The 24,433-nt window shown below is 73.7% G+C and carries 22 protein-coding genes and 1 riboswitch; of the genes, 14 read left to right on the top strand and 8 right to left on the bottom strand.

Going from position 1 to position 24,433, the window contains the following annotated elements; genetic code table 11:
- Positions 1-89 precede the first annotated feature (89 nt).
- The 3 genes from ABD973_RS23665 to ABD973_RS23655 are packed head-to-tail and all read left to right on the top strand — an operon-like array spanning position 90 to position 4,869.
- Positions 90-1,100 (top strand): AAA family ATPase, encoded by a 1,011-nt coding sequence (locus ABD973_RS23665; RefSeq protein WP_007263619.1) that lies wholly within the window; start codon positions 90-92, stop codon positions 1,098-1,100.
- Positions 1,100-2,455, top strand: a complete 1,356-nt coding sequence (locus tag ABD973_RS23660) for a DUF58 domain-containing protein (RefSeq protein WP_125820867.1) — start codon at positions 1,100-1,102, stop codon at positions 2,453-2,455. Before ABD973_RS23665 ends, ABD973_RS23660 begins: the two co-directional genes overlap by 1 nt.
- Positions 2,452-4,869, top strand: a complete 2,418-nt coding sequence (locus ABD973_RS23655) for a transglutaminaseTgpA domain-containing protein (protein ID WP_386381787.1) — start codon at positions 2,452-2,454, stop codon at positions 4,867-4,869. Before ABD973_RS23660 ends, ABD973_RS23655 begins: the two co-directional genes overlap by 4 nt.
- Before the next feature lie 303 nt (positions 4,870-5,172).
- On the opposite strand, the gene ABD973_RS23650 is transcribed toward ABD973_RS23655, so the two are convergent.
- Genes ABD973_RS23650 through ABD973_RS23640 form a run of 3 tightly spaced genes read right to left on the bottom strand, consistent with a single transcriptional unit; the run spans position 5,173 to position 8,904 of the window.
- Positions 5,173-5,799 carry a TetR/AcrR family transcriptional regulator gene (locus tag ABD973_RS23650; RefSeq protein ID WP_125596284.1) on the bottom strand — a complete coding sequence of 209 codons (627 nt, stop codon included), beginning with the start codon at positions 5,797-5,799 and terminating at the stop codon, positions 5,173-5,175.
- A 29-nt stretch (positions 5,800-5,828) separates the two neighbouring features.
- Positions 5,829-7,922, bottom strand: a complete 2,094-nt coding sequence (locus ABD973_RS23645) for a YhgE/Pip family protein (protein WP_345501962.1) — start codon at positions 7,920-7,922, stop codon at positions 5,829-5,831.
- Positions 7,894-8,904, bottom strand: coding sequence for an ATP-binding cassette domain-containing protein (locus tag ABD973_RS23640; RefSeq protein ID WP_206436507.1), 1,011 nt, complete (start codon positions 8,902-8,904; stop codon positions 7,894-7,896). Before ABD973_RS23640 ends, ABD973_RS23645 begins: the two co-directional genes overlap by 29 nt.
- Before the next feature lie 192 nt (positions 8,905-9,096).
- Here ABD973_RS23640 and ABD973_RS23635 point away from each other — a divergent pair, with 192 nt between their 5' ends.
- From ABD973_RS23635 to ABD973_RS23615, 5 genes are all read left to right on the top strand, one after another.
- On the top strand, positions 9,097-9,579 hold the full coding sequence (locus ABD973_RS23635) for an SAV_6107 family HEPN domain-containing protein (RefSeq protein ID WP_125596293.1): 483 nt from the start codon (positions 9,097-9,099) through the stop codon (positions 9,577-9,579).
- Positions 9,580-9,654: 75 nt separating this feature from the next.
- Positions 9,655-10,413: a methyltransferase gene (locus tag ABD973_RS23630; protein WP_125596296.1), complete on the top strand. Its 759-nt coding sequence runs from the start codon at positions 9,655-9,657 to the stop codon at positions 10,411-10,413.
- A 309-nt stretch (positions 10,414-10,722) separates the two neighbouring features.
- Positions 10,723-11,124, top strand: a complete 402-nt coding sequence (locus tag ABD973_RS23625; protein ID WP_125596299.1) for a DUF3040 domain-containing protein — start codon at positions 10,723-10,725, stop codon at positions 11,122-11,124.
- Between the two features lie 101 nt (positions 11,125-11,225).
- Entirely contained in the window at positions 11,226-11,849 is a 624-nt protein-coding gene (locus ABD973_RS23620) for a DUF4126 domain-containing protein (RefSeq protein ID WP_125820869.1), read from the top strand.
- 31 nt (positions 11,850-11,880) lie between these two features.
- Positions 11,881-13,314: a phytoene desaturase family protein gene (locus ABD973_RS23615; protein WP_125596305.1), complete on the top strand. Its 1,434-nt coding sequence runs from the start codon at positions 11,881-11,883 to the stop codon at positions 13,312-13,314.
- 21 nt (positions 13,315-13,335) lie between these two features.
- Here ABD973_RS23615 and ABD973_RS23610 read toward each other — a convergent pair whose 3' ends face one another.
- The 5 genes from ABD973_RS23610 to ABD973_RS23590 form a co-directional block, all read right to left on the bottom strand.
- Complete coding sequence (locus ABD973_RS23610) at positions 13,336-14,226, bottom strand: hypothetical protein (RefSeq protein WP_345501954.1); 891 nt, start codon at positions 14,224-14,226, stop codon at positions 13,336-13,338.
- 50 nt (positions 14,227-14,276) lie between these two features.
- Positions 14,277-15,191 (bottom strand): methylenetetrahydrofolate reductase [NAD(P)H], encoded by a 915-nt coding sequence (metF, locus tag ABD973_RS23605; protein WP_125596311.1) that lies wholly within the window; start codon positions 15,189-15,191, stop codon positions 14,277-14,279.
- 86 nt (positions 15,192-15,277) lie between these two features.
- Positions 15,278-15,916 carry a thiamine phosphate synthase gene (gene thiE / locus ABD973_RS23600; RefSeq protein WP_125596314.1) on the bottom strand — a complete coding sequence of 213 codons (639 nt, stop codon included), beginning with the start codon at positions 15,914-15,916 and terminating at the stop codon, positions 15,278-15,280.
- Positions 15,917-15,992: 76 nt separating this feature from the next.
- On the bottom strand, positions 15,993-16,358 hold the full coding sequence (locus ABD973_RS23595) for an Rv2175c family DNA-binding protein (RefSeq protein ID WP_042803199.1): 366 nt from the start codon (positions 16,356-16,358) through the stop codon (positions 15,993-15,995).
- 67 nt (positions 16,359-16,425) lie between these two features.
- Positions 16,426-17,646: an NAD(P)/FAD-dependent oxidoreductase gene (locus tag ABD973_RS23590; RefSeq protein ID WP_125820871.1), complete on the bottom strand. Its 1,221-nt coding sequence runs from the start codon at positions 17,644-17,646 to the stop codon at positions 16,426-16,428.
- Between the two features lie 113 nt (positions 17,647-17,759).
- Positions 17,760-17,872, top strand: a riboswitch (TPP riboswitch).
- Here ABD973_RS23590 and thiO point away from each other — a divergent pair.
- From thiO to ABD973_RS23560, 6 genes are all read left to right on the top strand, one after another.
- Positions 17,870-19,051: a glycine oxidase ThiO gene (gene thiO / locus ABD973_RS23585; RefSeq protein ID WP_125820872.1), complete on the top strand. Its 1,182-nt coding sequence runs from the start codon at positions 17,870-17,872 to the stop codon at positions 19,049-19,051. Its footprint overlaps the riboswitch before it by 3 nt.
- Positions 19,048-19,248 (top strand): sulfur carrier protein ThiS, encoded by a 201-nt coding sequence (gene thiS / locus ABD973_RS23580; protein ID WP_125596323.1) that lies wholly within the window; start codon positions 19,048-19,050, stop codon positions 19,246-19,248. Before thiO ends, thiS begins: the two co-directional genes overlap by 4 nt.
- Before the next feature lie 4 nt (positions 19,249-19,252).
- Positions 19,253-20,047 carry a thiazole synthase gene (locus tag ABD973_RS23575; protein WP_125596326.1) on the top strand — a complete coding sequence of 265 codons (795 nt, stop codon included), beginning with the start codon at positions 19,253-19,255 and terminating at the stop codon, positions 20,045-20,047.
- Positions 20,048-20,656: 609 nt separating this feature from the next.
- Positions 20,657-21,085 (top strand): ester cyclase, encoded by a 429-nt coding sequence (locus tag ABD973_RS23570; RefSeq protein WP_125820873.1) that lies wholly within the window; start codon positions 20,657-20,659, stop codon positions 21,083-21,085.
- Between the two features lie 526 nt (positions 21,086-21,611).
- Complete coding sequence (pknB, locus tag ABD973_RS23565; protein ID WP_125820874.1) at positions 21,612-23,525, top strand: Stk1 family PASTA domain-containing Ser/Thr kinase; 1,914 nt, start codon at positions 21,612-21,614, stop codon at positions 23,523-23,525.
- A gap of 6 nt (positions 23,526-23,531) precedes the next feature.
- Positions 23,532-24,392: a deoxyribonuclease IV gene (locus ABD973_RS23560; protein WP_345501946.1), complete on the top strand. Its 861-nt coding sequence runs from the start codon at positions 23,532-23,534 to the stop codon at positions 24,390-24,392.
- Positions 24,393-24,433 lie beyond the last annotated feature (41 nt).

Here is a 24,433-nt window from a genome sequence, read left to right as displayed (position 1 = left end):
GAACCTTTCCGGGGCGGTGTCCGTGTTTCGGGGTGGGCCGGTTCATGCGCCAACGGCGTCGGCCCGGAGAAAGGGCCGAGGAGAACCAGGTGACCACGTACGACGACCGAGCGAGCCTCGCTGATCTGACCAGCACGGCCGAGCGGGTCCGCCGGTCGGTCGAAAGCGTGATCGAGGGCAAGCCCGAGGTCGTCCGGCTCGCACTGACCGTGCTGCTGGCCGAGGGGCACCTCCTGATCGAGGACGTCCCCGGCGTCGGCAAGACGATGCTGGCCAAGACGCTCGCCAAGTCCATCGACTGCTCGGTGCAGCGCATCCAGTTCACGCCGGACCTGCTGCCCTCGGACATCACCGGCGTCAGCATCTACGACCAGCAGCGCCGCGAGTTCGAGTTCAAGCCCGGCGCGATCTTCGCGCAGATCGTCATCGGCGACGAGATCAACCGCGCCTCCCCCAAGACCCAGTCCGCGCTGCTGGAGTCGATGGAGGAGCGCCAGGTCACCATCGACGGCACCACCTACGCCCTGCCCAGCCCGTTCATGGTCGTCGCCACCCAGAACCCGGTCGAGATGGAGGGCACCTACCCCCTCCCCGAGGCCCAGCGCGACCGCTTCATGGCCCGCGTCTCCGTCGGCTACCCCAGCCCCGAGGCCGAGCTCCAGATGCTCGACGTACACGGCGGGCCCTCCCCGCTCGACGACCTCACCGCCGTCGCGCACGCCCACGACGTGGTCAAGCTGATCGAAGCCGTCCGCGAGGTGTACGTCGCCGCACCCGTACGCCGCTACGTGGTCGACCTGGTCTCGGCCACCCGCAGCCACCCGGAGCTGCGGCTGGGCGCCTCGCCCCGCGCCACCCTGCACCTGCTGCGCGCCGTCAAGGCCTCCGCCGCCCTGTCCGGCCGGGACTACGTCCTGCCCGACGACGTCCAGCAGCTGGCCGCACCCGTCCTCGCCCACCGGCTGCTGCCCACCGCGCAGGCGCAGCTGAACCGGCGCACCGCCGAGCAGGTCGTCCACGACATCCTCCAGCGCACCCCCGTCCCCGCCGCGCACCACCGCGGCGAGATGCCGCCCGGCGCGGCCGCCCGGAGCTTCTGATGCCGGCCGGTGCCCCGCACGGCGCCGGCGGGCAGGTCAGGGAACCCGGCGGGCTGCGCACCTCGCTCGCCGGGCTGACCACCCGGGGCCGCTCGTTCCTGGCCGCCGGCGCCGCGGCCGCCGTCTGCGCGTACGTACTGGGCCAGGGCCAGCTGCTGCGGGTCGGACTGCTGCTCGTCGTGCTCCCCCTGATCTGCGTCCTCGCCCTGCACCGCACCCGTCACCGGGTCACCGCCACCCGCCGCCTGACCCCGCCGCGGGTGCCCGCCGGCGGGGAGGCCCGGGTGCAGCTGCGGCTGGAGAACGTCTCCCGCGTCCCCACCGGACTGCTGATGCTCCAGGACCGGGTGCCGTACGTCCTCGGCCCGCGGCCCCGCTTCGTCCTGGACCGGGTCGAGTCCGGCGGCCGCCGCGAGGTCTCCTACCGGGTCCGCTCCGACCTGCGCGGCCGCTACCCCCTCGGCCCCCTCCAGCTGCGCCTGACCGACCCCTTCGGGCTGGTCGAGCTGACCCGCTCCTTCACCGCCTACGACACCCTCACCGTCGTCCCGCGCACCCAGCCCCTGCCCGCCGTCCGGATGACCGGCGAGGCCGGCGGCTACGGCGACGGCAGCCGCCGCTCGCTCGCGCTGGCCGGCGACGACGACGTGATCCCGCGCACCTACCGGCGCGGCGACGACCTGCGCCGGGTCCACTGGCGCTCCACCGCCCGCTACGGCGAGCTGATGGTGCGCCGCGAGGAACAGCCCCAGCGCACCAAGGCCACCGTCCTGCTGGACACCCGCGACCTGGCGTACGCGGGCGCCGGCCCCGACTCCGCCTTCGAGTGGGCCGTGTCCGCCGCCGCCTCCACCCTGCTGCACGTCCTGGAGCAGGGGTTCTCGGTGCGGCTGCTGACCGACACCGGCGACTCGGTGCCCGGCGAGGGCGGCGGCTTCTCCTCCGGCGGGGCGGAGTCCGCCGCGGCGGCCGGGCTGATGATGGACACCCTCGCGGTCGTCGGCCACTCCGACGGCAGCGGCCTGGGCCGCGCCTACGAAGCGGTCCGCGTCAACGGAGCGGCCCTGGCCTCCTCCGGCGGCGACGGCCTGCTCATCGCCTTCTTCGGCGACCTGGACGAGGAGCAGACCGAGATGGCGGCCAGGATGCGGCAGCGCAGCGCGGCCGCGGTGGCGTTCGTACTGGACTCCGCGACCTGGACCGGAGCGCCCTCGCGGGCGGAGGAGCGGCTGCGCAGGCTGCGCGACGCGGGCTGGACGGCGCTGGCCGTCCCGCCCGGCGCCGCCTTCGCGGAACTGTGGCGTCAGGCCGGGAACGCTCCCCTCGGCCCGGAGACCTCCGGAGGCCGGGGATGAGCGGGCGCACGCGGGTGACGCTCTTCGCAATGCTGGCGACGCTGCTGACCTCCTGGTCGCTGGCCCCGCTGGTGGAGTCCTCCGGCTGGCTGCTCCAGGCGGCCGCGCTGCTCGGCGTACAGGCCGCGGTCGGCGCGGGCGGGCGGCGGGTGCCGCTGGCCCGGTCGCTGACCGTGGCGGCGCAGCTGCTGGTGTCGCTGCTGCTGCTCGCGCTCCTCTTCGCGGGCAAGGCCGAGTCCACGGGGGGCGGGCCACTGTCCTTCCTGGTCACCGACTTCGGGGCACTGTTCCAGCAGGGCGTGCGGGACGTGGGCGAGTTCGCCATACCGGCCCCGCTGACCGACGGCATCCGGCTGCTGCTGCTGTCCGGTGTGCTGGCGGTCGGGCTGCTGGTGGACGTGCTCGCGGTGACGCTGCGGACCGCCGCGGCGGCCGGGCTGCCGCTGCTGGCGCTGTACTCGGTGGCGGCCGGGCTCTCCACCGGCCAGGGCGGCTCCTGGTTCGCCTTCCTGCTGGCCGGCGCCGGCTACCTGATGCTGCTGCTGTCGGAGGGCCGCGACCGGCTGGCCCAGTGGGGCCGGGTCTTCGGCGGCGCCCCGAGCTCCCGGGTGTCGGCGGCCTCCGGGTACGGGGGCGGCGCGGGCGGCGGGCGGGCCGTGGCGCCCGTGCGCTTCGGGCGCCGGATCGGCGTGGTCGCGCTGGGCGTGGCCGTCGCGGTGCCGGCCGTACTGCCGTCGCTCGGCGGCGGGCTGCTGGGCGGCCAGGGCGACGAGACGGGCGCCTCGGGCCGGGGCGGCGGCACCATCTCGGCGGTGAACCCGCTGGTGTCGCTGCAGAGCAGCCTGAACGCGCAGGACAACCGGGTGGTGCTGAAGTACCGCACGGACAGCCCCCAGCTCGGCGAGCAGTACCTGCGGATCCTGGCGCTGGACGAGTTCAACGGCGTCAAGTGGGAGGCCTCGGGGCGCCCGCTGACGGACGTGCCCGAACGGCTGCCGAACCCGACGGGGCTCGGCGACCGGGTGCGCGAGGGCGCGACCGAGGTGCGGACCTCCGTCTCGGCGGCCGGGACGTACGCCCAGCGCTACCTGCCGATGCCGTACCCGGCCACGCAGATCGACATCGCCGGCAAGTGGCGGTACGAACCCGCCGGCCGGACCCTGGTCGGCGACCAGCTGGGCAAGGACCGCTTCCAGAACGTGCAGGGCGCGCAGTACACCGTACGCAGCCTGCTGCTGCGGCCCACGGCCGCGCAGCTCCAGGCGGCCCCGGCACCGAACCCGCTGGTGCGGGAGGAGTACACGAAGCTGCCGGACAACCTGCCGCCGGTGGTGGCGGAGACGGCGCGGAAGGTCACCCAGGGCGCGCAGGACGACTACACGCGGGCCGTCCGGCTCCAGGACTTCTTCGCGGTGAACGGCGGCTTCCGCTACGACACCAAGGTGTCGTCGGGGACCGGCTCGCAGGCCATCGCCCGCTTCCTGGCGGACAAGGAGGGCTTCTGCGTCCACTTCGCCTTCTCGATGGCGGCCATGTCCCGCTCCCTGGGCATCCCGGCGCGGGTCGCGGTCGGTTTCACCCCGGGCGAGAAGCAGGCGGACGGCAGTGTGAACGTCTCGATGCGCGACGCCCACGCCTGGCCCGAGCTGTACTTCGAGGGCGTGGGCTGGACCCGGTTCGAGCCGACGCCCCGCTCGGGCATCTCGCTGCCGGACTACAGCCGCCCCGAGGCCCCGGCCCCGCAGCCGTCCGCGCCCTCCGCGCTGCCCTCGCAGTCCGCGTCGGCCCCGGCGCCCATGCCCTCGCAGGCCGAGGCGTGCCCGCCCGAGCTGAAGAAGCTCGGCGAGTGCGGGGTGCCGGCCGCGCAGCAGAGCACCGGCCGGGGTGCCGGCGGCTTCCCGCTGGGCGCTGTCCTCGGCTGGACCGGGGGCGTGCTGGCTGCCGTGGCGCTCCTGCTGCTGCCGCTGCTGTGGCGCCGCCGGGTCCGCGAGCGGCGGCTGGCCGCCCGGGACGTGCTGGCCGCCTGGCGGGAGCTCGGCGACAGCGCCTGGGACGTGGGCGTCCCGCCCGACGAGGCACTGTCGCCGCGCCGGGCCGCGGGCCGTGTCGTGGTCCTGGGCAAGCTGGACGGTGAGCCCGCGCAGGCCGTGCACCGGGTCGCGGGCGCGGTGGAGCGGGCGCTGTACGCCCCGCCCGGCGCGGACGTCTCGTACCCGGAGCTGGCCGCCGACGTCCGGCTGACCGGTACGGCCCTGCTGGCCGCCGTGGGCCGCCGGGCCCGGCTGCGCGCACTGCTGTTCCCCCGCTCGGGGGCGCGCGTCACCGCCGCGCTCTCGCTCCGCGCCGCCGCCGTCTCGGCCCGCCTGTCGTCCCTGACGGCCCGGGTCCGCCTCCCCCTCCGGAACCGCGGCTGACCCGGCCGGTCGGGCCGGGGCCGGCCCCGCGGGGCCGGCGCCGGGCAAAGGAAAACGCCGGTGCGGCATGGGCTCGTTCCCCCCGAGCCCGCCGCACCGGCGTTCCGTTTCCCCGTGCAGGGACCCGGTCCGCTCCGCGGCCCCGTGTCCGCGGTGCGGGCCGAGCGGCCCTGTCCATGGCTTCCAGTCTGCTGTCTTCGCAGGTGGGAGCCCATCCGTACGCGTACTCATCTGTACGTCTAGGTACGGATACTCAGTTCTACGCCGTCGCCCGGGGCCGGCGGCACCGCCGACCGGGGGGGGTCAGCGGCTTCCGCTCACCCGTCCCCGCAGCAGCAGCGACAGCGCGGAGTGCACGTCGTCCAGGGACCGCTCGCTCTGGAACGCCTGCCAGTCCAGCGCCGCCACCAGCACCATCCCGACCAGCGCGGCCGCCGTCAGCGGCACGTCGATCTCGGCACTGAGCTCCCCGCGCTCCACGCCCTCCCGCAGCACCGACTCGACGACCGCCACCGCCTCGCCCCGCACCACCATCAGGGTGGACTGCCAGGCCCGGTTGGTGCGCCAGAGCTCGGCGACGTACAGCTGGGTGAAGGCCGGGTACCGGTCGATGAAGACCAGGCCCGCGCGGATCATCCCGTCGAGGGCCTCGATCCGGCTGCCACCGCGGGCCTCGGTCTCGTCCGCGGCGGCCCGCAGCGAGGCGGTCAGCAGACCCACCCCGTGCCGCAGCAGCTCCTCGAAGAGATCGGTCTTGCTCGCGAAGTTGTAGTACACGGTGCCCTTGGCCACGCCCGCCCGCTCGGCGATCTCGTCGACCGTGGTCGCGGAGAAGCCCTGTTCGGCGATCAGGGTGACGGCCGCCTCGTACAGCTTCTGCCGCGTGGCCTGCCGCCGGGCCCCGCCGGCGGTGGTGCTGCTGCTTTCCATGGCGCTGATTCTCACAGGTCAACAGCCCCTTACAGGCTCAGTTCGGGGTGCAGCCGGTCCATCGTCCACACCTGCTTGCCGCGGGCGGCGAGCGTGGTGAGGGCCAGGGCCCCGACCGTGAAGGCCGCCAGGACGGCGCAGCCCTGCCACACCGGGGTGAGGTCGCCGCCGGTGATCAGGCGGCGCAGGCTCTCGACGATGTACGACATCGGCAGGTACGGGTGGATGCCGTTGAAGAAGTCCGGGCTGGTCTGGACGGGGTAGGTGCCGCCGGCCGAGGTCAGCTGGAGCATCAGGACGGCGAGGACCAGGATGCGGCCGGCCGCGCCGAACTTGGCGTTCAGCCACTGGACGATCGCCGCGAAGCAGGCGGTGACCAGCACCAGGAAGCCGATGGTCAGGGCCGGGTGGGCCATCTTCAGGCCGAGGCCCGGCGCCCAGTGCAGTACGGACATCAGCGCGCCCACCTGCGCGGCGCCGAGGCCGACCACGGGCAGCCAGCCCGCGAGGGCGATCCGCCAGGGCGAGGCGCCGGCGGCCAGGGCCCGCTTGTTCATGGGGGCGATCAGCATGTAGGCGACCATCGCGCCGACCCAGAGGGAGAGCGGGATGAAGTACGGGGCGAAGCCGGTGCCGTAGTTGGGCGCCTTGTGCAGGGCCTGGCTGGCGAGCTGCACCGGGTCGGCCATGACCTGCGTACGGGCGTCGCGCTGCTGCTGGTCGTAGTCCGGGATCTTGCCGACGCCGTCGTGGAGGCCGCCGGCCAGCTGCCCGCTGCCGTCGACGAGCTTGACCATGCCGCCGCCCAGCTGCTGCGCGCCGTCGCCGAGCTTGCCGACGCCCTCGCCGAGCTTGCCGGAGCCGCCGGCCGCGGTGCCGATGCCCTTGTGCAGCTCGACGACGCCGGCGGCGACCTTGTGGGCGCCGTCGTTGAGGGCGTTGGCCTGGGCGACGGCCGCGTCGAGGTCGCCGGCCAGGGCCGGGGCCTTGACGGCGAGTTCGCGGGCCTTGTTCTCCAGGTCGGTGAGCTGGCCCTTGAGCTTGGTGACGTCGCCCTTGGAGTTGCCGAGGACGGTGTTCACGTCGCCCGTCAGCAGGGCGGCCTGGGCCGCGTCGTCCTTGATCTTCTTCTGCAGGTCGCAGAAGCCGGCGGGCAGCTGGGGGTCGGGCTTGACGCAGTACCGGCTGTAGTTGGAGTCGGCGAGCCCCGAGACCTGCCTGGTGATCGCGGCGGCGGCCGGGGCCTTCTCGACGGCCTTGTCGAGGTGGCTGTTGACGACCTTGGCGGTGTCGGCGACCAGTTTGGCGGTGTCCGCGAGGTTCTTGGGGTCCTTGACGAAGGGGCGGGCCTTGTCGGCGGCGCCGTTGACCACGTCGGCGACCTTCTGGGTGCCGTCCGCCACCTGCCGGGAACCGGTCTCCAGCTTGGCGGCGCCCTCGTTGAGCTTCTTCAGGCCCCCGGTGAGCTCGCCGGTCTTCTCCTTGGCGGTGTCGAGGCCGTCGGCGAGGTCCTTCGCGCCCTGCTGGGCCTTGCCCGCGCCGTCCTTGAGCTTGTCGGCGCCGTCGGCGGCCTCGGCGGTCTTGTCGTGCAGGTCGGAGAAGGAGACGAAGATCTTGTCGAGGAACCTGCGGGAGGCCTTGGTGGAGGCGGCCGAGCGGACCTCTGAGAAGACGGTGCGCGAGATCGAGCCGACGATGTAGTTGTTGGCGTCGTTCGTGCGGACCTGGAGGGCCCCGGTGGTGGGGTCGGCGCCGCCGCTGGAGGCGATCTTCTCGCTGAAGTCGGCGGGCATGGTCAGGGAGAGGAAGTACGTCCCGTCCTCCAGGCCCTCGGCAGCCTCCTCCGCGCTGACCTCGCGCCAGTCGAAGGTCTTGCGCTCGCGCAGGTTGCGGGTGAGCTCCCCGCCGACGTCGAGGTGCTCGCCGCCCACGTCCGCGCCCTTGTCGGCGTTGACGAGGGCGACGGGCACCTTGTCGAGGCGGCTGTAGGGGTCCCAGAACGACCAGAGGTACAGAGCCCCGTAGAGCAGGGGCAGCAGGAGCAGCGCGACGAGGGCGGCCCGGGGCAGCTTCCCCCGCCCGAACCGCTTCAGCTCAAGCGCGGCCAGTTTCGGCGAGCGCATCGTCCGTCCCCTTCCCGTCTTCGTCGTTGTCGTTGTCGGTGGTGCCGGCCGGTTCGGCGTGTTTCGGCTTCCGCGGCTCGGGCTCGTCGCGTTCGGGCTCGTCCGGTCCGGGCCTGTCCGGCCGTGGCTCGTCCGGTTCGGGCCGTGCGGCGGCGGGGGCGGCGGGGTCCGTGTCGTTGCCCGGGGGCAGGCCCCAGGTGATCTTCGGGCCGTCGGCGCCCGGGGCGGCGGCCCGCGCGGGCGCGGCCTTTTCCGTGTGCCTGCCGGTCCGCGGCTTCGCGGGGGCGGCCTCGCCGGTGCGCAGCACCGTCACGCCCTCCGGGGCCTCGCTGCACACCGCGAGGACGGTCGTCCCGCGGTCGGCGACCGAGCGGAGCAGGGCCCAGGCCTCGGCGCGTTCGGCGTCCGAGAGCTTGAGGTCGAGGTCGTCGAGGGCCAGCAGCCGGGGGCCGCCCAGCAGGGCGATGGCCACGGACAGCCGTACGGCCTCCAGGCGTTCCAGGTCGCGTACGGAGGTCCGCTCCCCCTTGGGCAGGGTGGCGGGGTCCAGTGCGACGGCGGCCAGCGCCTCGTCGATCCGGGTCCGGGCGGTGGCGCGGCGGTCGCCGCGCGGGCGCAGCAGGGTCCGCAGCGGGGCGTCGTAGCGGCGTTGGAGCATGGCTCCCTCGCGGAGCTGCTCGGCGACGGTGAGGGCCTGGTCGAGGTCGTTGACGCCGGGGACCGGTCCGAGGGCGGTGATCCGGCGGACCGCCGCCATCTTCTTCGGGAGCCGGTGGCGGCCGATCTCGGCGTGGCCCTCGGTGGCCTTCATCCGCCCGGTGAGGGCGAGGAGCAGGCAGGTCCGGCCGCTGCCGGAGGGGCCTTCGAGGGCGATGAGCGATCCGGGGGCCGCGTCGATCCCCACGTCGCGGAACACCCAGCCGCGCGGGCCCTTGAGTCCGAAGCCCTCGGCCTTGACGGCGGCGCCGTGCGGGCTGTCCACGCCCGTCCCCCTCCTTTTGAACTGACCGGTCAGTTCAAAAACTAGCAGGTTCGGGAGCCGGCCGCCGACGTTCGGCCGAGATCAGGACGAACCCGCAGGTCAGCGCGATTGTCAGTGGGGGCCGTCACGATGGATCCACGAACACAGACACCGGCAGCACGCCGAGCACCACGCAACGACAGGAGGTTCGTCATGGCCACACCGTCCCCGTCCCCTGTCCACCCCGTCCCGCGCAGGGCGTCCGCACCGCCGGCCGCCCTCGACCTGCTCGCCAAGGCCCGCAGCGGCCTGGCCGAGGCGGCCCTGCTGCCCCGGCCCAACGAGCGGTACGCCACGGCCCACCTGGCGGCGCTGCGCACCGCCGCGGCCGTGCTCGCCGCACGCGGGCGGCCCGAACCGGCGAACCCCCGGCGGCGGCCCCGGATCCGCAGCGCGTGGGAGGTCCTGCCGGAGATAGCGCCGGAACTGACCGAGTGGAGCGCGCTGTTCGCCTCGGGTGCGGCCCGCCGGGCCCGGGCCGAGGCGGGGATACCGGACGCGGCGAGCGGCCGGGACGCGGACGACCTCGTCCGGGAGGCGGGGATGTTCCTGCGGCTGGTGGAGCGGATGCTCGCCCTGCAGCCTGTGGCGCAGCCCCTGCCGCAACCGCGCCCGGAGCGTCCGAACGCCGGATGAGCTGGCAGGTCGGCCGAGGCAATAGGGTGGGGCACGCACCGCCCCACCCCATTTCGCGCCGAGGAGCCATCAGCCGTGTCGGACACTTCCCGCCCCCGCGCCTCCCTCCGCACCGCCGTGGTGTGGGAGGTCCTCAAGGAGGCCCTCGACCGCCGGGTGAAGGCGACCGGGCGGGAGACGCTGGAGGTGCTGGACACCGGCGGCGGCACCGGCAAGTTCGCCGTGCCGGTGGCCCGCCTGGGCCACCGCGTGACCGTGGTCGACCCCAGCCCGAACGCCCTGTTCGGACTGGAGCGCCGGGTCGCCGAGGCCGGCGTCGCCGACCTGGTGCGCGGAGTCCAGGGCGACGCGCAGGGCCTGCTGGACGTCGTCGAGCGGGACGCGTACGACGTGGTGCTCTGCCACGGCGTGCTGGAGTACGTGGACGACCCGGCCGAGGGCGTGGCCAACGCCGTCGCCGCCCTGCGCCCCGGCGGCATCCTCAGCCTGCTCGGCGCCGGCGTCGGCGGGGCCGTGCTGGCGCGGGCGCTCGCCGGGCACTTCACCGAGGCCCGCACCGCCCTCACCGACCCGGCCGGGCGCTGGGGCTCCGGCGACCCGGTGCCGCGCCGCTTCACCGCCGAGCAGCTGAGCGCGCTGGTCGGGGACGCCGGCCTGGAGGTCGGCGCCGTCCACGGCGTGCGCGTCTTCGCCGACCTCGTCCCCGGGGTCCTCGTCGACACCGAGCCCGGCGCGGTGGACGCGCTGCTGCGTCTGGAGGAGGCCGCCGCCGAGCTGCCCGCCTTCCACGCGGTGGCCACGCAGCTGCACGTCCTGGGCGAGAAGCCCTCCTGATCTGCGGGCTTGCTCGAGCGGGCTTCCGACGGATCCCCTACTTTCCGGCGCGCCGACCCGTATGATCGGGTGCACCGGTCGGCATGGCGGACTGCTCATTGGGGAATAAGCGCCTCGATGACCGCCTTGGCGCCGGTACGTTCGAAGCACCCGTTCGTTCGGCACCGCGTCCGGCTCGCTGGAATTGCCTGGCACGGTGGTTTGCAGAATGTGGCGTAGAGGGCGGGTATCACGGGGGCGATTCCCCGCCTATCCTGAAGGGGACCCCTGGTCGCTACCCCCCGCGACCGACGGATGAGGAGGACTCCCGTGCCGCTCTCGGAGCACGAGCAGCGAATGCTCGAGCAGATGGAGCGAGCGCTGTACGCCGAAGACCCCAAGTTCGCGACAGCGCTTGAGGGCAGTGGACTGCGCACGTACACCCGGCGACGGGTCTACCAGGCAGTCGTAGGCATTGTGGTGGGTATCGCGCTCCTCATGACTGGTGTGATCTGGCAGGAAGTGCTCTGGATCAGCGTGGTGGGATTCCTCGTCATGCTGGCCTGTACGGTCCTCGTGGTCACCGGTTGGCGCAAGGTACCCAAGCCCGGCGAGCAGCCCGTCTCCGGAAGTGCCGGCGGTTCGGCCCGTGGCCGAAACCGGCAGCGTCGGTCGATGATGACCCGTATCGAGGAACGGTGGCAGCGCCGCCGTGACGAACAGGGGCAGTAGCCCCGCACACACTCCGTCGGGGAGGGGACGGCCGCGCGACCGCGGCCGTCCCCTTGCCGTTTCCACCCGCCCGGTCGCCCGCGCTGCGGCATGCTGATCAGATGAGTGTCCTCCCCCTGGTCTTCACCAGCGGCTGGGCCAGCGGGATCAACGCCTATGCCGTGGTCCTGCTGCTCGGCGTGTTCGGCGCGACCGGCCTGTCCGACGAGGTCCCCGCCTCGCTCCAGCGCCCCGACGTCCTGATCGCCGCGGCCGTGCTGTTCCTGTGCGAGGCCGTGGCGGACAAGATCCCGTACGTGGATTCCCTGTGGGACACCGTCCACACCGTGATCCGGCCCGTCGCCGGAGCGGTGATCGGCGCCCTCCTTGCCGGGCAGAGCGGCTCGCTCTCCGACCTCGCCGCCGGCGCGATCGGCGGTTCCACCGCGCTGGCCAGCCATTTCGTCAAGGCCGGCACCCGGATGGCGGTCAACACCTCCCCCGAGCCGTTCAGCAACATCGTGCTGAGCACCGCCGAGGACCTCGGCGTGGGCGCCCTCGTCACCTTCGCCATGTTCAACCCGCAGGCGGCCGCGGTCATCGCGGCCGTACTGCTGCTGGCCGGCCTGGCCCTGATCGTCTTCCTCTGGAGCCGGATCCGACGCTTCCGCCGGCGGCGGGCCCAGCGCCGCGAGGAGAAACGCCTCGCCGCCGCCCGGACCGCCGGCGGGGCACCGCCCGGCTGAGCGGAAGGAACCGCTCGATAGGCTCAGCGCCATGGCAAGAATTGCGGTGATCGGCGCCGGCATGGGCGCGATGGCGACGGCGGCCCGGCTGGCCGTGGCGGGCCACCAGGTGACGGTGTACGAGCGCGGGACCACGTACGGGGGTGCCGTCGGCCGGTACGAGCGCGACGGCTTCGCCTTCGACACCGGGCCCGGGCTGCTGCACCTGCCCGCCGTCTACCGCGACCTGTTCGTCAAGACCGGCAAGCGGCCGCTGGAGGACTGCGTCGACATGGTCCAGCTGGACCCCGCGGTCCGGCACGTCCTGGACGGCACCGCCGTCACCCTCCCCGGCGCCTCCCGGGGCGGGGTGGCCACCGCCCTCGACGGGGCCTTCGGCGCGGGCGCGGGCGACCGCTGGAACGCCCTGCTGGGCCGGGCCCGCGACACCTGGGACGCGACCCGCCGCCCCCTGCTGGAGGAGCCCCTGCGCACCGACTGGCAGGTGCTGGGCCGCGACCCGTACCCGGCGCTGCGCGGCAGCGGCCTGCTGCGCCGCCGTCCGCCCACGCTGGCCGAGGTCGCCCGGCGCGAGCTCGGCGGCGGCCTCGGCGAGCTGCTGGCCGGCCGGGTCCTGGCGTACGGGCTGGACCCCGACACCGTGCCCGCCGCCGCGGCCGCGCTGCCCTACATGGAGCAGACCTTCGGCAGCTGGTACGTCCGGGGCGGCATGCGGGAGCTGGCCACCGCCGTGTACGAGCGCTGCCGGGAACGGAAGGTGGAGTTCGTCTTCGGCGCCGACGTCAGCTCGGTGCTGACCCGCGACGGCAGGGCGGCCGGGGTGCGGCTGGCCGACGGCACCGAGGCCGCCGCCGACCAGGTCGTCTGCGGCATCGACCCGAGGCAGCTGCCGGGCGCCTCCGTGCCCCGGCCGCGCGGCGGCGTACCGGCCCGGGGCGACGAGGCGCCCGGGCGGCTGACCCTGCTGCTGGCCCTGCACGGCGCCCGCCCGGCGGACGCCGTCCACCGCACGCTGGTGCACTCCCCCGGCACCGCCGGCGTCCGGCTGGTCACGGTGCTGCGCCCCGACGACCCCGCCACCCGGCCCGACGCGGACCACGAGGCGGTCACCGTGAGCGCCGTGTGCGGCCCCGCGGGCGGTGCGCCGGTCCCGGACCCGGAGAAGCTGCTGGACCTCGCCGCACGGGCCGTCCCCCGGCTGCGCGAGCGGCTGCTGTGGCAGGAGGTGCGCACCCCGGAGGACGTGGAGGCGGCCACGGGCGCGTGCGGCGGCTCGGTGCCGGCGCCCGCCCTGCCCGGTGACGGCGGCCGGATGCTGTACCCGGCGAACACGACGGCGCTGCCCGGGCTGTACCTCGCGGGCGGCTGGGCGCATCCCGGCGGCGGGCTGGCGCACGCCGGGATGACGGGGGCCCTGGTGGCCGGGCTGATCGTGGAGGGGGCGGAGTTCCGGGGCTCGCGGTGAGCCCCGGCCCGCCGGGCCCCCTCAGTGGCGGTACTGGCCGCCGTACTCCCCGCCGCCGTTGCCGGGGTACGGGTACGGGTACTCCTGGGGCTGCTGCGGGTCCTGCTGCGGGTAGGGCTGCTGCTGCGGGGCGGCGTCGGTGGCGCGCTGCTGCGGGACCCAGACCCCGCCGGGCGGGGTGTCCATGGAGTACTGCTGCTGGGCCGGGTCCGCGTACGGCGGGTAGGCCGTGCCGTCGTAGGGCGGGGCCGGGGAGACCTCGCCGCCGGTGCCGATGTACGGGTCCGAGTAGGCGGCGTAGACCTGCTGCTCGCCGCCGGGGTAGTAGCCGCCCTGGCCCTGCTGCTGGTCGTAGTAGGCCGCGTACTGGTGGGCGTCCTGCTCGGCCGTGGTGAACGGCGAGGCGAAGGGGGTGTCGGCGCCGGGCTGCTGGTCCTGCCGCGGCTGCTGGGGGGCGAAGCTCTGTATCCCGTACGAGCCGGTCTCCTCGGGCACCGGCTGCGGGGTGAACACCGGGTCCTGGGAGCCGGTGTCCCCGCCGGGGCCGGCGTCCTGGTCGGCGTACTCCAGCCCGGTGACCTCCAGCACGGGCTCCGGGGCCGGTGCGCCCCCGGAGCGGCGGCGTCTGCTCTGCGCCTGGGCCGGTGCGGGCCGTCCGCCGCGGCGCAGGGCCCAGCCGGCCACGAAGCCCTTGCGGAAGGACAGCGTGACGAGGGTCTGGCCGACGGCGAACGCGGTCGCACCCACGGCGATCACGAGCACCGACGGCAATGTCACCCCGGCCACCACCCCGACGAAGCCGGTGAAGGCGAGCAGGCGCCAGCGCAGCCGGGCCTTGTACTGCATCAGGACCTCGGCAAGCAGCCACAACGCGACGATGCCGAACGCGATGTAGAGGACCGTCATTCCCATGCAAGGCCCCTCTCGGTACGGCCGCCCGCGCGGGAAGAGGAGACGGCCGGTCAGGCCCGCTGGTGCAGGCCCAGGTTCTCGTAGATCTCTAGGGTCGCCGTGGAATTGTTCAGCGTGATGAAGTGCAGTCCCGGAACACCCTCGGACAGCAGCCTCGCGCAGAACTCCGTGGCGAACTCGATGCCAATGGAGCGTACAGCGGCCGGATCGTCCTTGACGGCGAGCATGCGTTCTTTGACCGCGTCGGGGAAGACCGCGGTGCTCAGTTGCGGCAGCCGGTCGAGCTGCTTGATGCCCACAACAGGCATGACCTCGGGGATGATCGGGGTTTCACAGCCCGCCTTGGCGACGCTGTCGCGCAGCCTCAGATAATTCTCGGGATCGAAGAACATCTGGGTGATGGCGTAGTCCGCACCGGCGCGGCACTTGTCCACGAAGTGCCGGATGTCCGTGTCCCAGTCCTCCGAGCGGGGGTGCATCTCGGGAAAGGCGGCGACGCCGACGCAGAAGTCGCCGGACTCCTTGAGCAGGCGCACCAGGTCGGCCGCGTAGTCGACGCCCTCGGGGTGCCGGACCCAGGGGCCCATGGGGTCGCCCGGCGGGTCGCCGCGCAGCGCGAGCATGTTGCGGATGCCGGCGTCGGCGAACTGGCCGATGACGTGGCGCAGCTCGGCGACGGAGTGGTCCACCGCGGTCAGGTGCGCGACGGGCGTCAGGGTGGTGTCGGAGGCGATCTGCTGGGTGGCGCGGACGGTGCCGCCCCGGGTGGAGCCGCCGGCACCGTAGGTGACGGAGACGAAGCTCGGGGAGACCGCCTCGATGCGGCGGAGGGCGTTCCAGAGGTTGCGCTCGCCCTTCTCGGTCTTGGGAGCCCAGAACTCGAAGGAGTACGAGGTTCCGGACGCGAGGAGGTCGCGGACCGTGTGTGCACGGTCCGACCAGGTGGAAGCGGTGCCAAGGGCCATACCGGCAGGTTAGACGCGGCCCGGCGGACACCGAAGCGGTGTCCACAAGATGGACAGATTTTTGGACACCCTCGCGGTCGGCCCCGTCAGCCGAGGCGGGCGCGGACCCGCTTGGCGAGCTCGGCGGCGGCCGCGCCGGGGTCGGAGGCCTCGGTGATGGCGCGGACGACCACGACTCGGGTGGCGCCGGCGTCCAGGACCTCGTCCAGGTTGCCGCCGTCGATGCCGCCGATGGCGAACCAGGGGCGGTCCTGGGCGAGGGAGGCCGTGTACCGGACCAGGTCGAGGCCGGGGGCGTGGCGGCCGGGCTTGGTGGGGGTGGGCCAGCAGGGGCCGGTGCAGAAGTAGTCCACTCCCGGCTCGGCGACTGCGGCGTCCACCTCGGACTCGGCGTGGCAGGAGCGGCCGATCAGGACCCGGTCGCCGAGGATGGCGCGGGCGGCGGGGACGGGGATGTCGCCCTGGCCGAGGTGCAGGACGTCGGAGCCGATGGCGTGCGCGACGTCGGCGCGGTCGTTGACGGCGAGGAGCCTGCCGTGGCGGCGGGCGGCCTCGGCGAAGACCCGGAGGTGTTCGAGCTCCTCGCCCGCCTCCATGCCCTTGTCGCGGAGCTGGACGATGTCGACGCCGCCGGCCAGGACGGCGTCCAGGAACTCGGGGAGGTCTCCCTGCCGCTTGCGTGCGTCCGTGCACAGGTAGAGCCGGGCGTCGGACAGCTGCTGCATGGGAGTACCCCCCTGGTGGTGACGGTGTGCGGGCGGGCCGAGGTTACCCGGCCCGCCGCGTCCGTGGGTCAGCCGGTCAGAGGGCGAGCGCCTGGGCGCGGCGCTTCACCTCCGTACCGCGGTTCTCCCGCAGCGCCTGCACGGGGGTGCCGGGCAGGGAGGGGTCCTCGGTGAAGAGCCACTCCAGCATCTCCTCGTCGGAGAAGCGGTCGTCTCGCAGTACGGTCAGCAGCCCGACGAGGCCCTTGACGACCTTGTCGCCGTCGATGAACTGCGCCGGAACCTGCAGGGCGCGGTTCTCGCCCCGCCGTACGGCGATCAGCTGCCCTTCCTTGACCATCTGGCGGACCCGGGTCACCTCGATGTCGAGCATCTCCGCGATGTCGGGGAGGTACAGCCAGGAGGGGACAAGGGCGTCGATCTTTGCGTCAATCTCGGTCACGGGGACAAGCCTGCCACCTCGGACGGACGGCCGGTACCCGACCCCGTCCGTCCGGGGGCGGGAGGCCTCAGGCCAGGGCCGACTTCAGCGGAACGGCCGGGTCCGCGACCTTGGCGGGGTCCACGGCCGCACCGGTCTCGATCAGCTTCCGGCCCTGCGCGAGGTCCCGCGGGCGGCCCACGGCCAGTACGGCGGCCAGCGCGCCCCCGCGCAGCCAGCACACCGACCAGGCGGCACCGGCCGGGTCGCCGCGCCACAGCAGGGTGTCGGCCCCGCCGTGGTGGCCCGCGTACTGGACGAAGCGGCCGAACTGCTCGGACCAGAAGTACGGCACCGGGTCGTAGACCTGGACCGGCTCCCCGGCCAGGACGTTCGCCGCGACGGCCCGGGGGCCCTGGAGGGCGTTGTCCCAGTGGTGGACCAGCAGCCGCGCCCCGTAGCGGGCCGACGGGAAGGAGGAGCAGTCGCCGACCGCGTACACGCCGGGCAGCGAGGTGCGCAGGTACGCGTCCGCGGTGACGGAGCCGTCGGCGCCGAGCTCGACCCCGGTCCCGGCGAGCCAGTCGGTGGCGGGCCGGGCGCCGATGCCGACGACGACGGCCCCGGCGGGCAGCTCGCGGCCGTCCGCCAGCAGCACCCGGCCCTCGGTGATCCCGGCGACCCTCGCGCCGGTGAGCAGGGTGGCGCCGGCCTCGGCGTACCAGCGGGCCATCGGCTCGGCGACCTCGGCGGGCAGGGCCCCCGCCAGCACCCGGTCCGCCGCCTCCACCACCGTGACGGCGCAGCCGGCCTCGCGGGCCGCGGTGGCGAACTCGGCGCCGATCCAGCCCGCCCCGACCACGACCGCCTCGGGGGCGGCGGCCAGCACCGGGCGCAGCCGGGCGGCGTCGTCGAGGGTGCGCAGCAGGTGGACGCCGGGAACCCCTTCGGTGCCCGGCAGGGTCAGCGGCACGGCTCCGGTGGCCAGCACGAGGACCTCGTACGGGACCGGGCCGGCCTCGGTGTCGACCTCGCGGGCGCCGGCCCGGAGCCCGGTGACCTCGACGCCGAGGCGGAGGCCGATGCGCAGGTCCTCGAAGTCCACCTCGAACGCGGAGTCCTCGGCCTTCCCGAGGAGCACCGCCTTGGAGAGCGGGGGCCGGTCGTAGGGCTGGTGGGGTTCGGCGCCCAGCAGGGTCACGGGGCCTTCGTAGCCCTGTTCCCGCAGGGCCACGGCGGTCTGCACGCCGGCCATGCCGGCGCCCACGATCACGACGCCGGGGTTCGTCTGTTGCGTCTGCTCACTCACGCGGCCCACCCTAGTGAACTGACGTGCCGTCAGGAACAGTGGGCGAAAGATCGCGGGCCCGGCACCGGGGAGGCAGCCTTACCGGGCTCCGGCCACGGGGTTAGTCTGGCCACCGTACCTATCGCGGGAGTCCGGGCGCACCGGGCTGAGAGGGAGGCTGGCCGGCCTCCGACCGTACGAACCTGATCCGGGTCATGCCGGCGAAGGGAGGGGCTGGACGCCCATGCACTCATCTAGGAACGGATCCGGCAAGGGATCCGACGTCCTCGTCATCGGGGGCGGCATCATCGGCCTGGTCACCGCATGGCGGGCGGCCCGCCACGGGCTGCGCACCGCACTCGCCGACCCCGACCCCGGGGGCGGCGCCGCCCGCGTCGCCGCCGGCATGCTGGCCGCCGTCACCGAACTGCACTACGGCGAGGAGACCCTGCTCGGCCTCAACGTCGCCTCCGCCGCCCGCTACCCCGCCTTCGCCGCCGAGCTCACCGAAGCCAGCGGCGGCATGGACCTCGGCTACCGCGCCTGCGGCACCCTCGCCGTCGCCCTCGACGCCGACGACCGCCTCCACCTGCGGGAACTCCACGCCCTCCAACGCCGCTGCGGCCTGGAGTCCGAGTGGCTCACCGGACGCGAATGCCGCCGCCTGGAACCCATGCTCGCCCCCGGCGTACGCGGCGGGCTCCGCGTCGACGGCGACCACCAGGTCGACCCCCGCCGCCTCGCCACCGCCCTGCTGGCCGCCTGCGAACGGGCGGGCGTACTGATCCACCGGGCGCGCGCGGAGCGCCTGACCGTCACCGCCGACCGGGCCGCCGGAGCCCTCCTCGACGACGGCACCGCGCTCCGCGCCGACCAGGTGGTACTCGCCGCCGGCTCGCTCAGCGGCCGACTGGCCGGCGTACCCGCCGAAGCGGTGCCGCCCGTACGGCCGGTCAAGGGACAGGTGCTGCGCCTGGCCGTACCACCCGCCTACGCGCCCTTCCTGTCCCGGACGGTACGCGCCGTCGTCCGCGGCAGCCACGTCTACCTCGTGCCCCGAGAGAACGGCGAACTCGTCGTCGGAGCCACCAGCGAGGAACTCGGCTGGGACACCACCGTCACCGCCGGCGGGGTCTACGAACTCCTGCGCGACGCCCACGAGCTGGTACCCGGCATCACCGAACTCCCCCTCGTCGAGACCCGGGCCGGCCTGCGCCCCGGCTCCCCCGACAACGCGCCCCTGCTCGGCCCCACCGACCTCCCCGGCCTGCACCTGGCCACCGGCCACTACCGCAACGGCGTACTGCTGACCCCGCTCACCGGCGACGTGATGGCGGAGCTGCTGACCACCGGCACCGTGCCGGAGATCGCCCGCCCCTTCACCCCGCGCCGCTTCTCCACCACGCGTCAGGAGTCCTACGCATGACCATCTCCGTCAACGGCGAGCCGCGCGAGATCGCGGCCGGCACCACCCTCGACGCGGTGGTCGCCACCCTCACCAGCGCCCCCTCCGGCGTGGCCGCCGCCCTCAACGAGACCGTCGTACCCCGCGGGCAGTGGCCCGCCACCCCGGTGGACGAGGGCGACCGGATCGAGATCCTCACCGCGGTCCAGGGAGGCTGAGCAGATGGCTGACGACGACTTCACCCTGGGCGGCCGGACCTTCACCTCCCGGCTGATCATGGGCACCGGCGGTGCCCCCAGCCTGGACGTCCTCGAACGCGCCCTCGTCGCCTCCGGCACCGAACTGACCACCGTCGCCATGCGCCGCCTGGACCCCACCGTGCAGGGCTCCGTCCTGTCGGTCCTGTCCAAGCTGGACATCGACGTACTCCCCAACACCGCGGGCTGCTTCACCGCGGGCGAGGCCGTCCTCACGGCCCGGCTGGCGCGGGAGGCCCTGGGCACCGACTGGATCAAGCTGGAGGTCGTCGCGGACGAGCGCACCCTGCTCCCCGACGGCGTCGAGCTGCTGGACGCCGCGGAGGTCCTGGTCGACGAGGGCTTCACCGTCCTCCCGTACACCAACGACGACCCGGTGCTCGCCCGCAAGCTGGAGGACGCGGGCTGCGCGGCGATCATGCCGCTGGGCTCCCCGATCGGCTCGGGCATGGGCATCCGCAACCCGCACAACTTCGAGCTCATCGTCGAGCGCGCCGGAGTCCCGGTGATCCTCGACGCGGGGGCCGGAACCGCCTCGGACGTCGCCCTGGCCATGGAACTGGGCTGCGCGGCGGTCATGCTCGCCTCGGCGGTGACCCGCGCCCAGCAGCCGGCCCTGATGGCGGCGGCCATGCGCGACGCCGTCTCGGCGGGCCGCCTGGCCCACCGCGCGGGCCGCATCCCCCAACGCCGCTTCGCCGAAGCCTCCTCCCCGGTGGAGGGCCGCGCGACCCTGGACCCGGAACGACCGGCGTTCTGAGCGGGGGCGCGGGCGCGGGGTGGGGCGGGGGGCGGGGGGGCGGGATCCCCTCCCCCCGTCTCAGGGAGGGGTGGGGGCTTCCCGTCAGTCCCATCGTCCTTCCGGTTCGGGCCGGTCCCTCAAGGGCGCTCCCTTCGGTCGCGTCGCTACGCGATGGCCTTCGGCCACCCTTGACCGACCGACCCGAACCGGAAAGCCGAAAGACTGCCGGGAAACCCCCAAAGAAACGGGCCGGACGATCCTTGGAGGAGCGGGTCCCTCAGCGATGAGGCGAGGGGCCAGGCGCCGGCCCGCCCACATCCGGTCCCCACATCTGCGATTCCGGACCAGGGGCGCACAACCCGCACGAGAAGACGATCAGAGCAGCCCAGGAAGCCCCAGACGCGTCAGATCGCTACGCGCTCCTCACGTCTCAGCGTCCGACGACCGTCTTGGGCTGATACCCGCACCAGAGGACGAACAGGGCAGCCCGGGGACCCGACGGGCGCGACAGATCGCTACGTGCTCCCCTCGTCTCGGCGGCCGGCGATCGTCTGGGGCTGGTCGGATCATCACCTCATCGAAGGGCCCGGACCTGCCGCAGCCTGAGCGGGGTGCCACACTTCGCCAATGATCAATTCCAAGGAGACCGTTCGCCAGTTCCTCCTGCAGGTGCGATCTGGGCTGCACCCTGACCGAGCCGGTCACTTCATGGCCGACCGGGTCCGGGCCCATCAGGTCGTCTCGGAGGCACCGGTGGTCGTGGAGCGAACGCCACAGCAGTACACCGAGCACGTCCAGGAGATGCTCGACGCATACGGCCCCTTCGCTCTGACCGTGGACGAGCTCATCGCCGAAGGGGATCGGGTCTACGCCCGCTGGACCCAGAACGGGCGACACATCGGACCGGTGGACCACCACCCGCCGACCGGTGCGCAGGTCACGGCGATGACCAGCGCGGTCTATCGCGTCGAGGACGGACTCATTGTCGAGTACTGGATCCAGATCGACCGGCAGGGAATCACTGCACAGCTACAGCAAGCGGTCACCGAGCACTGATCCCGCCCCAAAGCTGGTATTGCCCCCGTACCAGCCCAAGACGGCCGCCGGACGCTGAGATGTGAGGAGCGCGTAGCGATCTGTCGCGTCTGTCGGCTCCCTGGGCTGCTCTGCTCGTCCTCTCGTGCGGGTAGTCGCGCACCCGGCCCGGAATCGCAGATGTGGGGCCCGTATGTCGGGCGGGCCGGCGCCCGGCCCCTCGCCTCATCGCTGACGGACCCGCCCCTCCAAGGATCGTCCGTCCCGTTTCTTTGGGGGTTTCCCGGCAGTCTTTCGGCTTTCCGGGGCGGGTCGGTCTGTCAAGGGTGGCCGAAGGCCATCGCGTAGCGACGCGACGAAGGAGCGCCCTTGACAGGCCGGCCCGAACCGGAAGGACGATGGGACTGACGGGAAGCCCCCAACCATCGCTGAGACCGCCCCAGGGGACACCGCCCCCACCCCCGCCGCCGCGCCCCCCATGTCACGGCTGCGCTGCAAGCGTGGACGCCCCGGACGGTCCCCGCAGCCCGGCTCGTAGAATCGGCGGGTGGATACGACCCTGGATGACCCCCTCGTCGGGCGCGTGCTCGACGGCCGCTACCGCGTCGACGCCCGTATCGCGGCCGGCGGAATGGCGACGGTCTACCGGGCCGTCGACACCCGGCTCGACCGGGTGCTCGCGCTGAAGATCATGCACCCGGACCTGGCCGCCGACGCCGCCTTCGTGGACCGATTCATCCGCGAGGCGAAGTCCGTGGCCCGGCTGGCGCACCCGAACGTCGTGGCCGTCTTCGACCAGGGCACGGACGGCCCGTACACGTACCTCGCGATGGAGTACGTCTCCGGCTGCACCCTGCGCGACGTCCTCCGCGAGCGCGGGGCGCTCCAGCCGCGGGCCGCGCTCGACATCCTGGAGCCGGTCCTCGCCGCGCTCGGCACCGCCCACCGGGCCGGTTTCGTGCACCGGGACATGAAGCCCGAGAACGTCCTGATCGGCGACGACGGCAGCGTCAAGGTCGCCGACTTCGGTCTCGTCCGCTCCGTGGACTCGGCCACCAACACCACCGGCTCCGTCCTCGGCACCGTCTCCTACCTCGCGCCCGAGCAGATCGAGGACGGGATCACCGACACCCGCGTGGACGTCTACGCCTGCGGTGTCGTCCTGTACGAGATGCTCACCGGCGCCAAGCCGCACACCGGCGGCACCCCCGCCCAGGTGCTGTACCAGCACCTCAACGAGGACGTTCCGCCCCCGTCGGCGGCCGTACCCGGGCTGCCCGCCGCGCTCGACGAGCTGGTCGCGCACGCCGCCGCCCGCAGCCCCGAGCTGCGTCCGTACGACGCCGCCGCCCTGCTCGGTCTGACCCGGGAGGTCCGGGCGCGGCTGAGCGAGGCCGAGCTGGACGCCGTACCGCCGCAGGCGCGGGCGCAGGAGCGTTCCGCCGCCGAGGACCGCACCAGCGTGATCCCACGGCCGGTGGGGCAGGGCGGGCCCGTGCACCACACCTCGCGGCTGGAGCGTCCGCCGGTCGCCGGGCAGCAGGCCCCGGCCCAGGCCCCGCCGCGGCGGGGGCCCCAGCGCGGGATGCTGCTCGTCATCGCCGCCGTCCTGCTCGTCCTCGGTATCGGCGGCGGTGTCTGGTACATCAACTCCGGGCAGTTCACCAAGGTCCCCAACCTCCTCGGCAAGACGGAGGCCCAGGCCCGCGACGAGCTGTCGGCCGCCGGTCTGGGCGTCAAGCAGGTCGACCGGAAGTTCAGCGCGGCCTTCGAGCGGGGGACGGTCATGGAGACCAGCCCCGGCGGCGGCAAGCAGATCCGGGGCAACGGCGCGGTGGTCCTCACCGTCTCGCGGGGTCCCGAGGTCGTCAGCGTGCCCGACCTGAAGGGCAGGCCGCTGGAGGAGGCGAAGGAGGAGCTGACGAAGGCGGGGCTGGCGCCCGGCATCGTCACGCAGGCCTTCAGCCAGGACGTCGCCCAGGGCTCGGTGATCGGCACCGACCCGGCGGGCGGCCAGAAGCGGGCCCCCGACTCGGCGGTCGCGCTGCTGGTCAGCAAGGGCCGCCCGGTGCAGGTCCCGAGCGTGACGGGCATGTCCGCGGACCAGGCGCGGGCAGCGCTGGAGGCGCTGGGCCTGAAGGTGGCCATCGCCCCCGACCAGGTCAACGCCCCCTCCGCGGCCGGTACGGTCGCCAACCAGTCGGCCGCCGCCGGCACCCAGGCCGCCGCGGGCGACACGGTCACGCTGACCCTGTCGAAGGGACCCCGCCAGGTGCAGGTCCCGAACGTCGCCGGGCAGGACGTGGAAGTGGCCCGCAAGACTCTGGAGGCCCTGGGCTTCAAGGTGAAGGTGGACCGCCCCTTCCTCTCCTTCAGCAACACCGTGGACACCCAGTCGGTGCCCGCCGGCCAGAGCGCGCCCGAGGGCAGCACGATCACCGTCAAGACCAAGGGACTCTGAGCTCCAGTGACACGCAATCCCGTGGGCGGGCACGTCCCCGTCGCCGGCGGGCTGGCCTCGGTCGGCCTCACCTACGCCCGTGACATGGGCGCGGAGGCCGTTCAGGTCTTCGTCGCGAACCCGCGCGGCTGGGCCACTCCGACCGGCAGTCCGGCGCAGGACGAGCTGTTCCGCGCCCAGTGCGCCGAGGAGTCGGTACCGGCGTACGTGCACGCCCCGTACCTGATCAACTTCGGCTCGCACACCGAGGCGACCGTCGAGAAGTCCGTGGAGTCCCTTCGGCACTCGCTGCGCCGGGGCCGGGAGATCGGCGCGCTCGGGGTGGTCGTGCACACCGGCTCGGCCACCGGGGGCCGCCCTCGAGAGGCGGCGTACGCGCAGGTCAGGGAGCACATGCTGCCGCTGCTGGACGAGCTGACGCACGACGACGACCCGTTCCTGCTGCTGGAGTCCACGGCGGGGCAGGGCTCCTCGCTGTGCTCGCGCACCTGGGACTTCGGCCCGTACTTCGAGGCGCTCGACCACCACCCGAAGCTCGGGATCTGCCTGGACACGTGCCACATCTTCGCGGCGGGGCACGACCTCGCCGAGCCCGGCGGCACCAAGCAGACCCTGGACCTGCTGGTGGAGACGGTGGGCGCGGGCCGGCTGAAGCTGATCCACGCCAACGACTCCAAGGAGGGCGTCGGCGCCCACAAGGACCGGCACGCCAACATCGGGCAGGGCCGCATCGGCCGGGAGGCCTTCGCCGAGCTGTTCTCGCACCCGGAGACGGACGGCGTACCGCTGATCATCGAGACGCCGGGCGGCAAGGAGGGGCACGCGGCGGACGTCGCGCTCCTGAAGGAGCTCCGCGACCTCCACTGACCCCTTTGAAGATCTGTTGAGGAATACCCCCTAGGGGTATA

The organism is Streptomyces racemochromogenes, assembly GCF_039535215.1.
Classification (GTDB): Bacteria; Actinomycetota; Actinomycetes; order Streptomycetales; family Streptomycetaceae; genus Streptomyces; species Streptomyces racemochromogenes.
The sequence above is the reverse complement of the archived record's forward strand: the minus strand, read 5'-3'. Positions and strand labels throughout refer to the sequence as shown.

Bases quoted from the DNA above. Each gene is read 5' to 3' on its own strand.
- ABD973_RS23635 (WP_125596293.1), top strand. From the start codon at position 9,097: ATGGCCACACCGTCCCCGTCCCCTGTCCACCCCGTCCCGCGCAGGGCG.
- ABD973_RS23660 (WP_125820867.1), top strand. From the start codon at position 1,100: ATGCCGGCCGGTGCCCCGCACGGCGCCGGCGGGCAGGTCAGGGAACCC.
- ABD973_RS23575 (WP_125596326.1), top strand. From the start codon at position 19,253: ATGGCTGACGACGACTTCACCCTGGGCGGCCGGACCTTCACCTCCCGG.
- thiO (WP_125820872.1), top strand. From the start codon at position 17,870: ATGCACTCATCTAGGAACGGATCCGGCAAGGGATCCGACGTCCTCGTC.
- ABD973_RS23610 (WP_345501954.1), bottom strand. From the start codon at position 14,226: ATGGGAATGACGGTCCTCTACATCGCGTTCGGCATCGTCGCGTTGTGG.
- ABD973_RS23650 (WP_125596284.1), bottom strand. From the start codon at position 5,799: ATGGAAAGCAGCAGCACCACCGCCGGCGGGGCCCGGCGGCAGGCCACG.
- thiS (WP_125596323.1), top strand. From the start codon at position 19,048: ATGACCATCTCCGTCAACGGCGAGCCGCGCGAGATCGCGGCCGGCACC.
- ABD973_RS23620 (WP_125820869.1), top strand. From the start codon at position 11,226: ATGAGTGTCCTCCCCCTGGTCTTCACCAGCGGCTGGGCCAGCGGGATC.
- ABD973_RS23645 (WP_345501962.1), bottom strand. From the start codon at position 7,922: ATGCGCTCGCCGAAACTGGCCGCGCTTGAGCTGAAGCGGTTCGGGCGG.
- thiE (WP_125596314.1), bottom strand. From the start codon at position 15,916: ATGCAGCAGCTGTCCGACGCCCGGCTCTACCTGTGCACGGACGCACGC.
- ABD973_RS23570 (WP_125820873.1), top strand. From the start codon at position 20,657: ATGATCAATTCCAAGGAGACCGTTCGCCAGTTCCTCCTGCAGGTGCGA.
- metF (WP_125596311.1), bottom strand. From the start codon at position 15,191: ATGGCCCTTGGCACCGCTTCCACCTGGTCGGACCGTGCACACACGGTC.
- ABD973_RS23615 (WP_125596305.1), top strand. From the start codon at position 11,881: ATGGCAAGAATTGCGGTGATCGGCGCCGGCATGGGCGCGATGGCGACG.
- ABD973_RS23655 (WP_386381787.1), top strand. From the start codon at position 2,452: ATGAGCGGGCGCACGCGGGTGACGCTCTTCGCAATGCTGGCGACGCTG.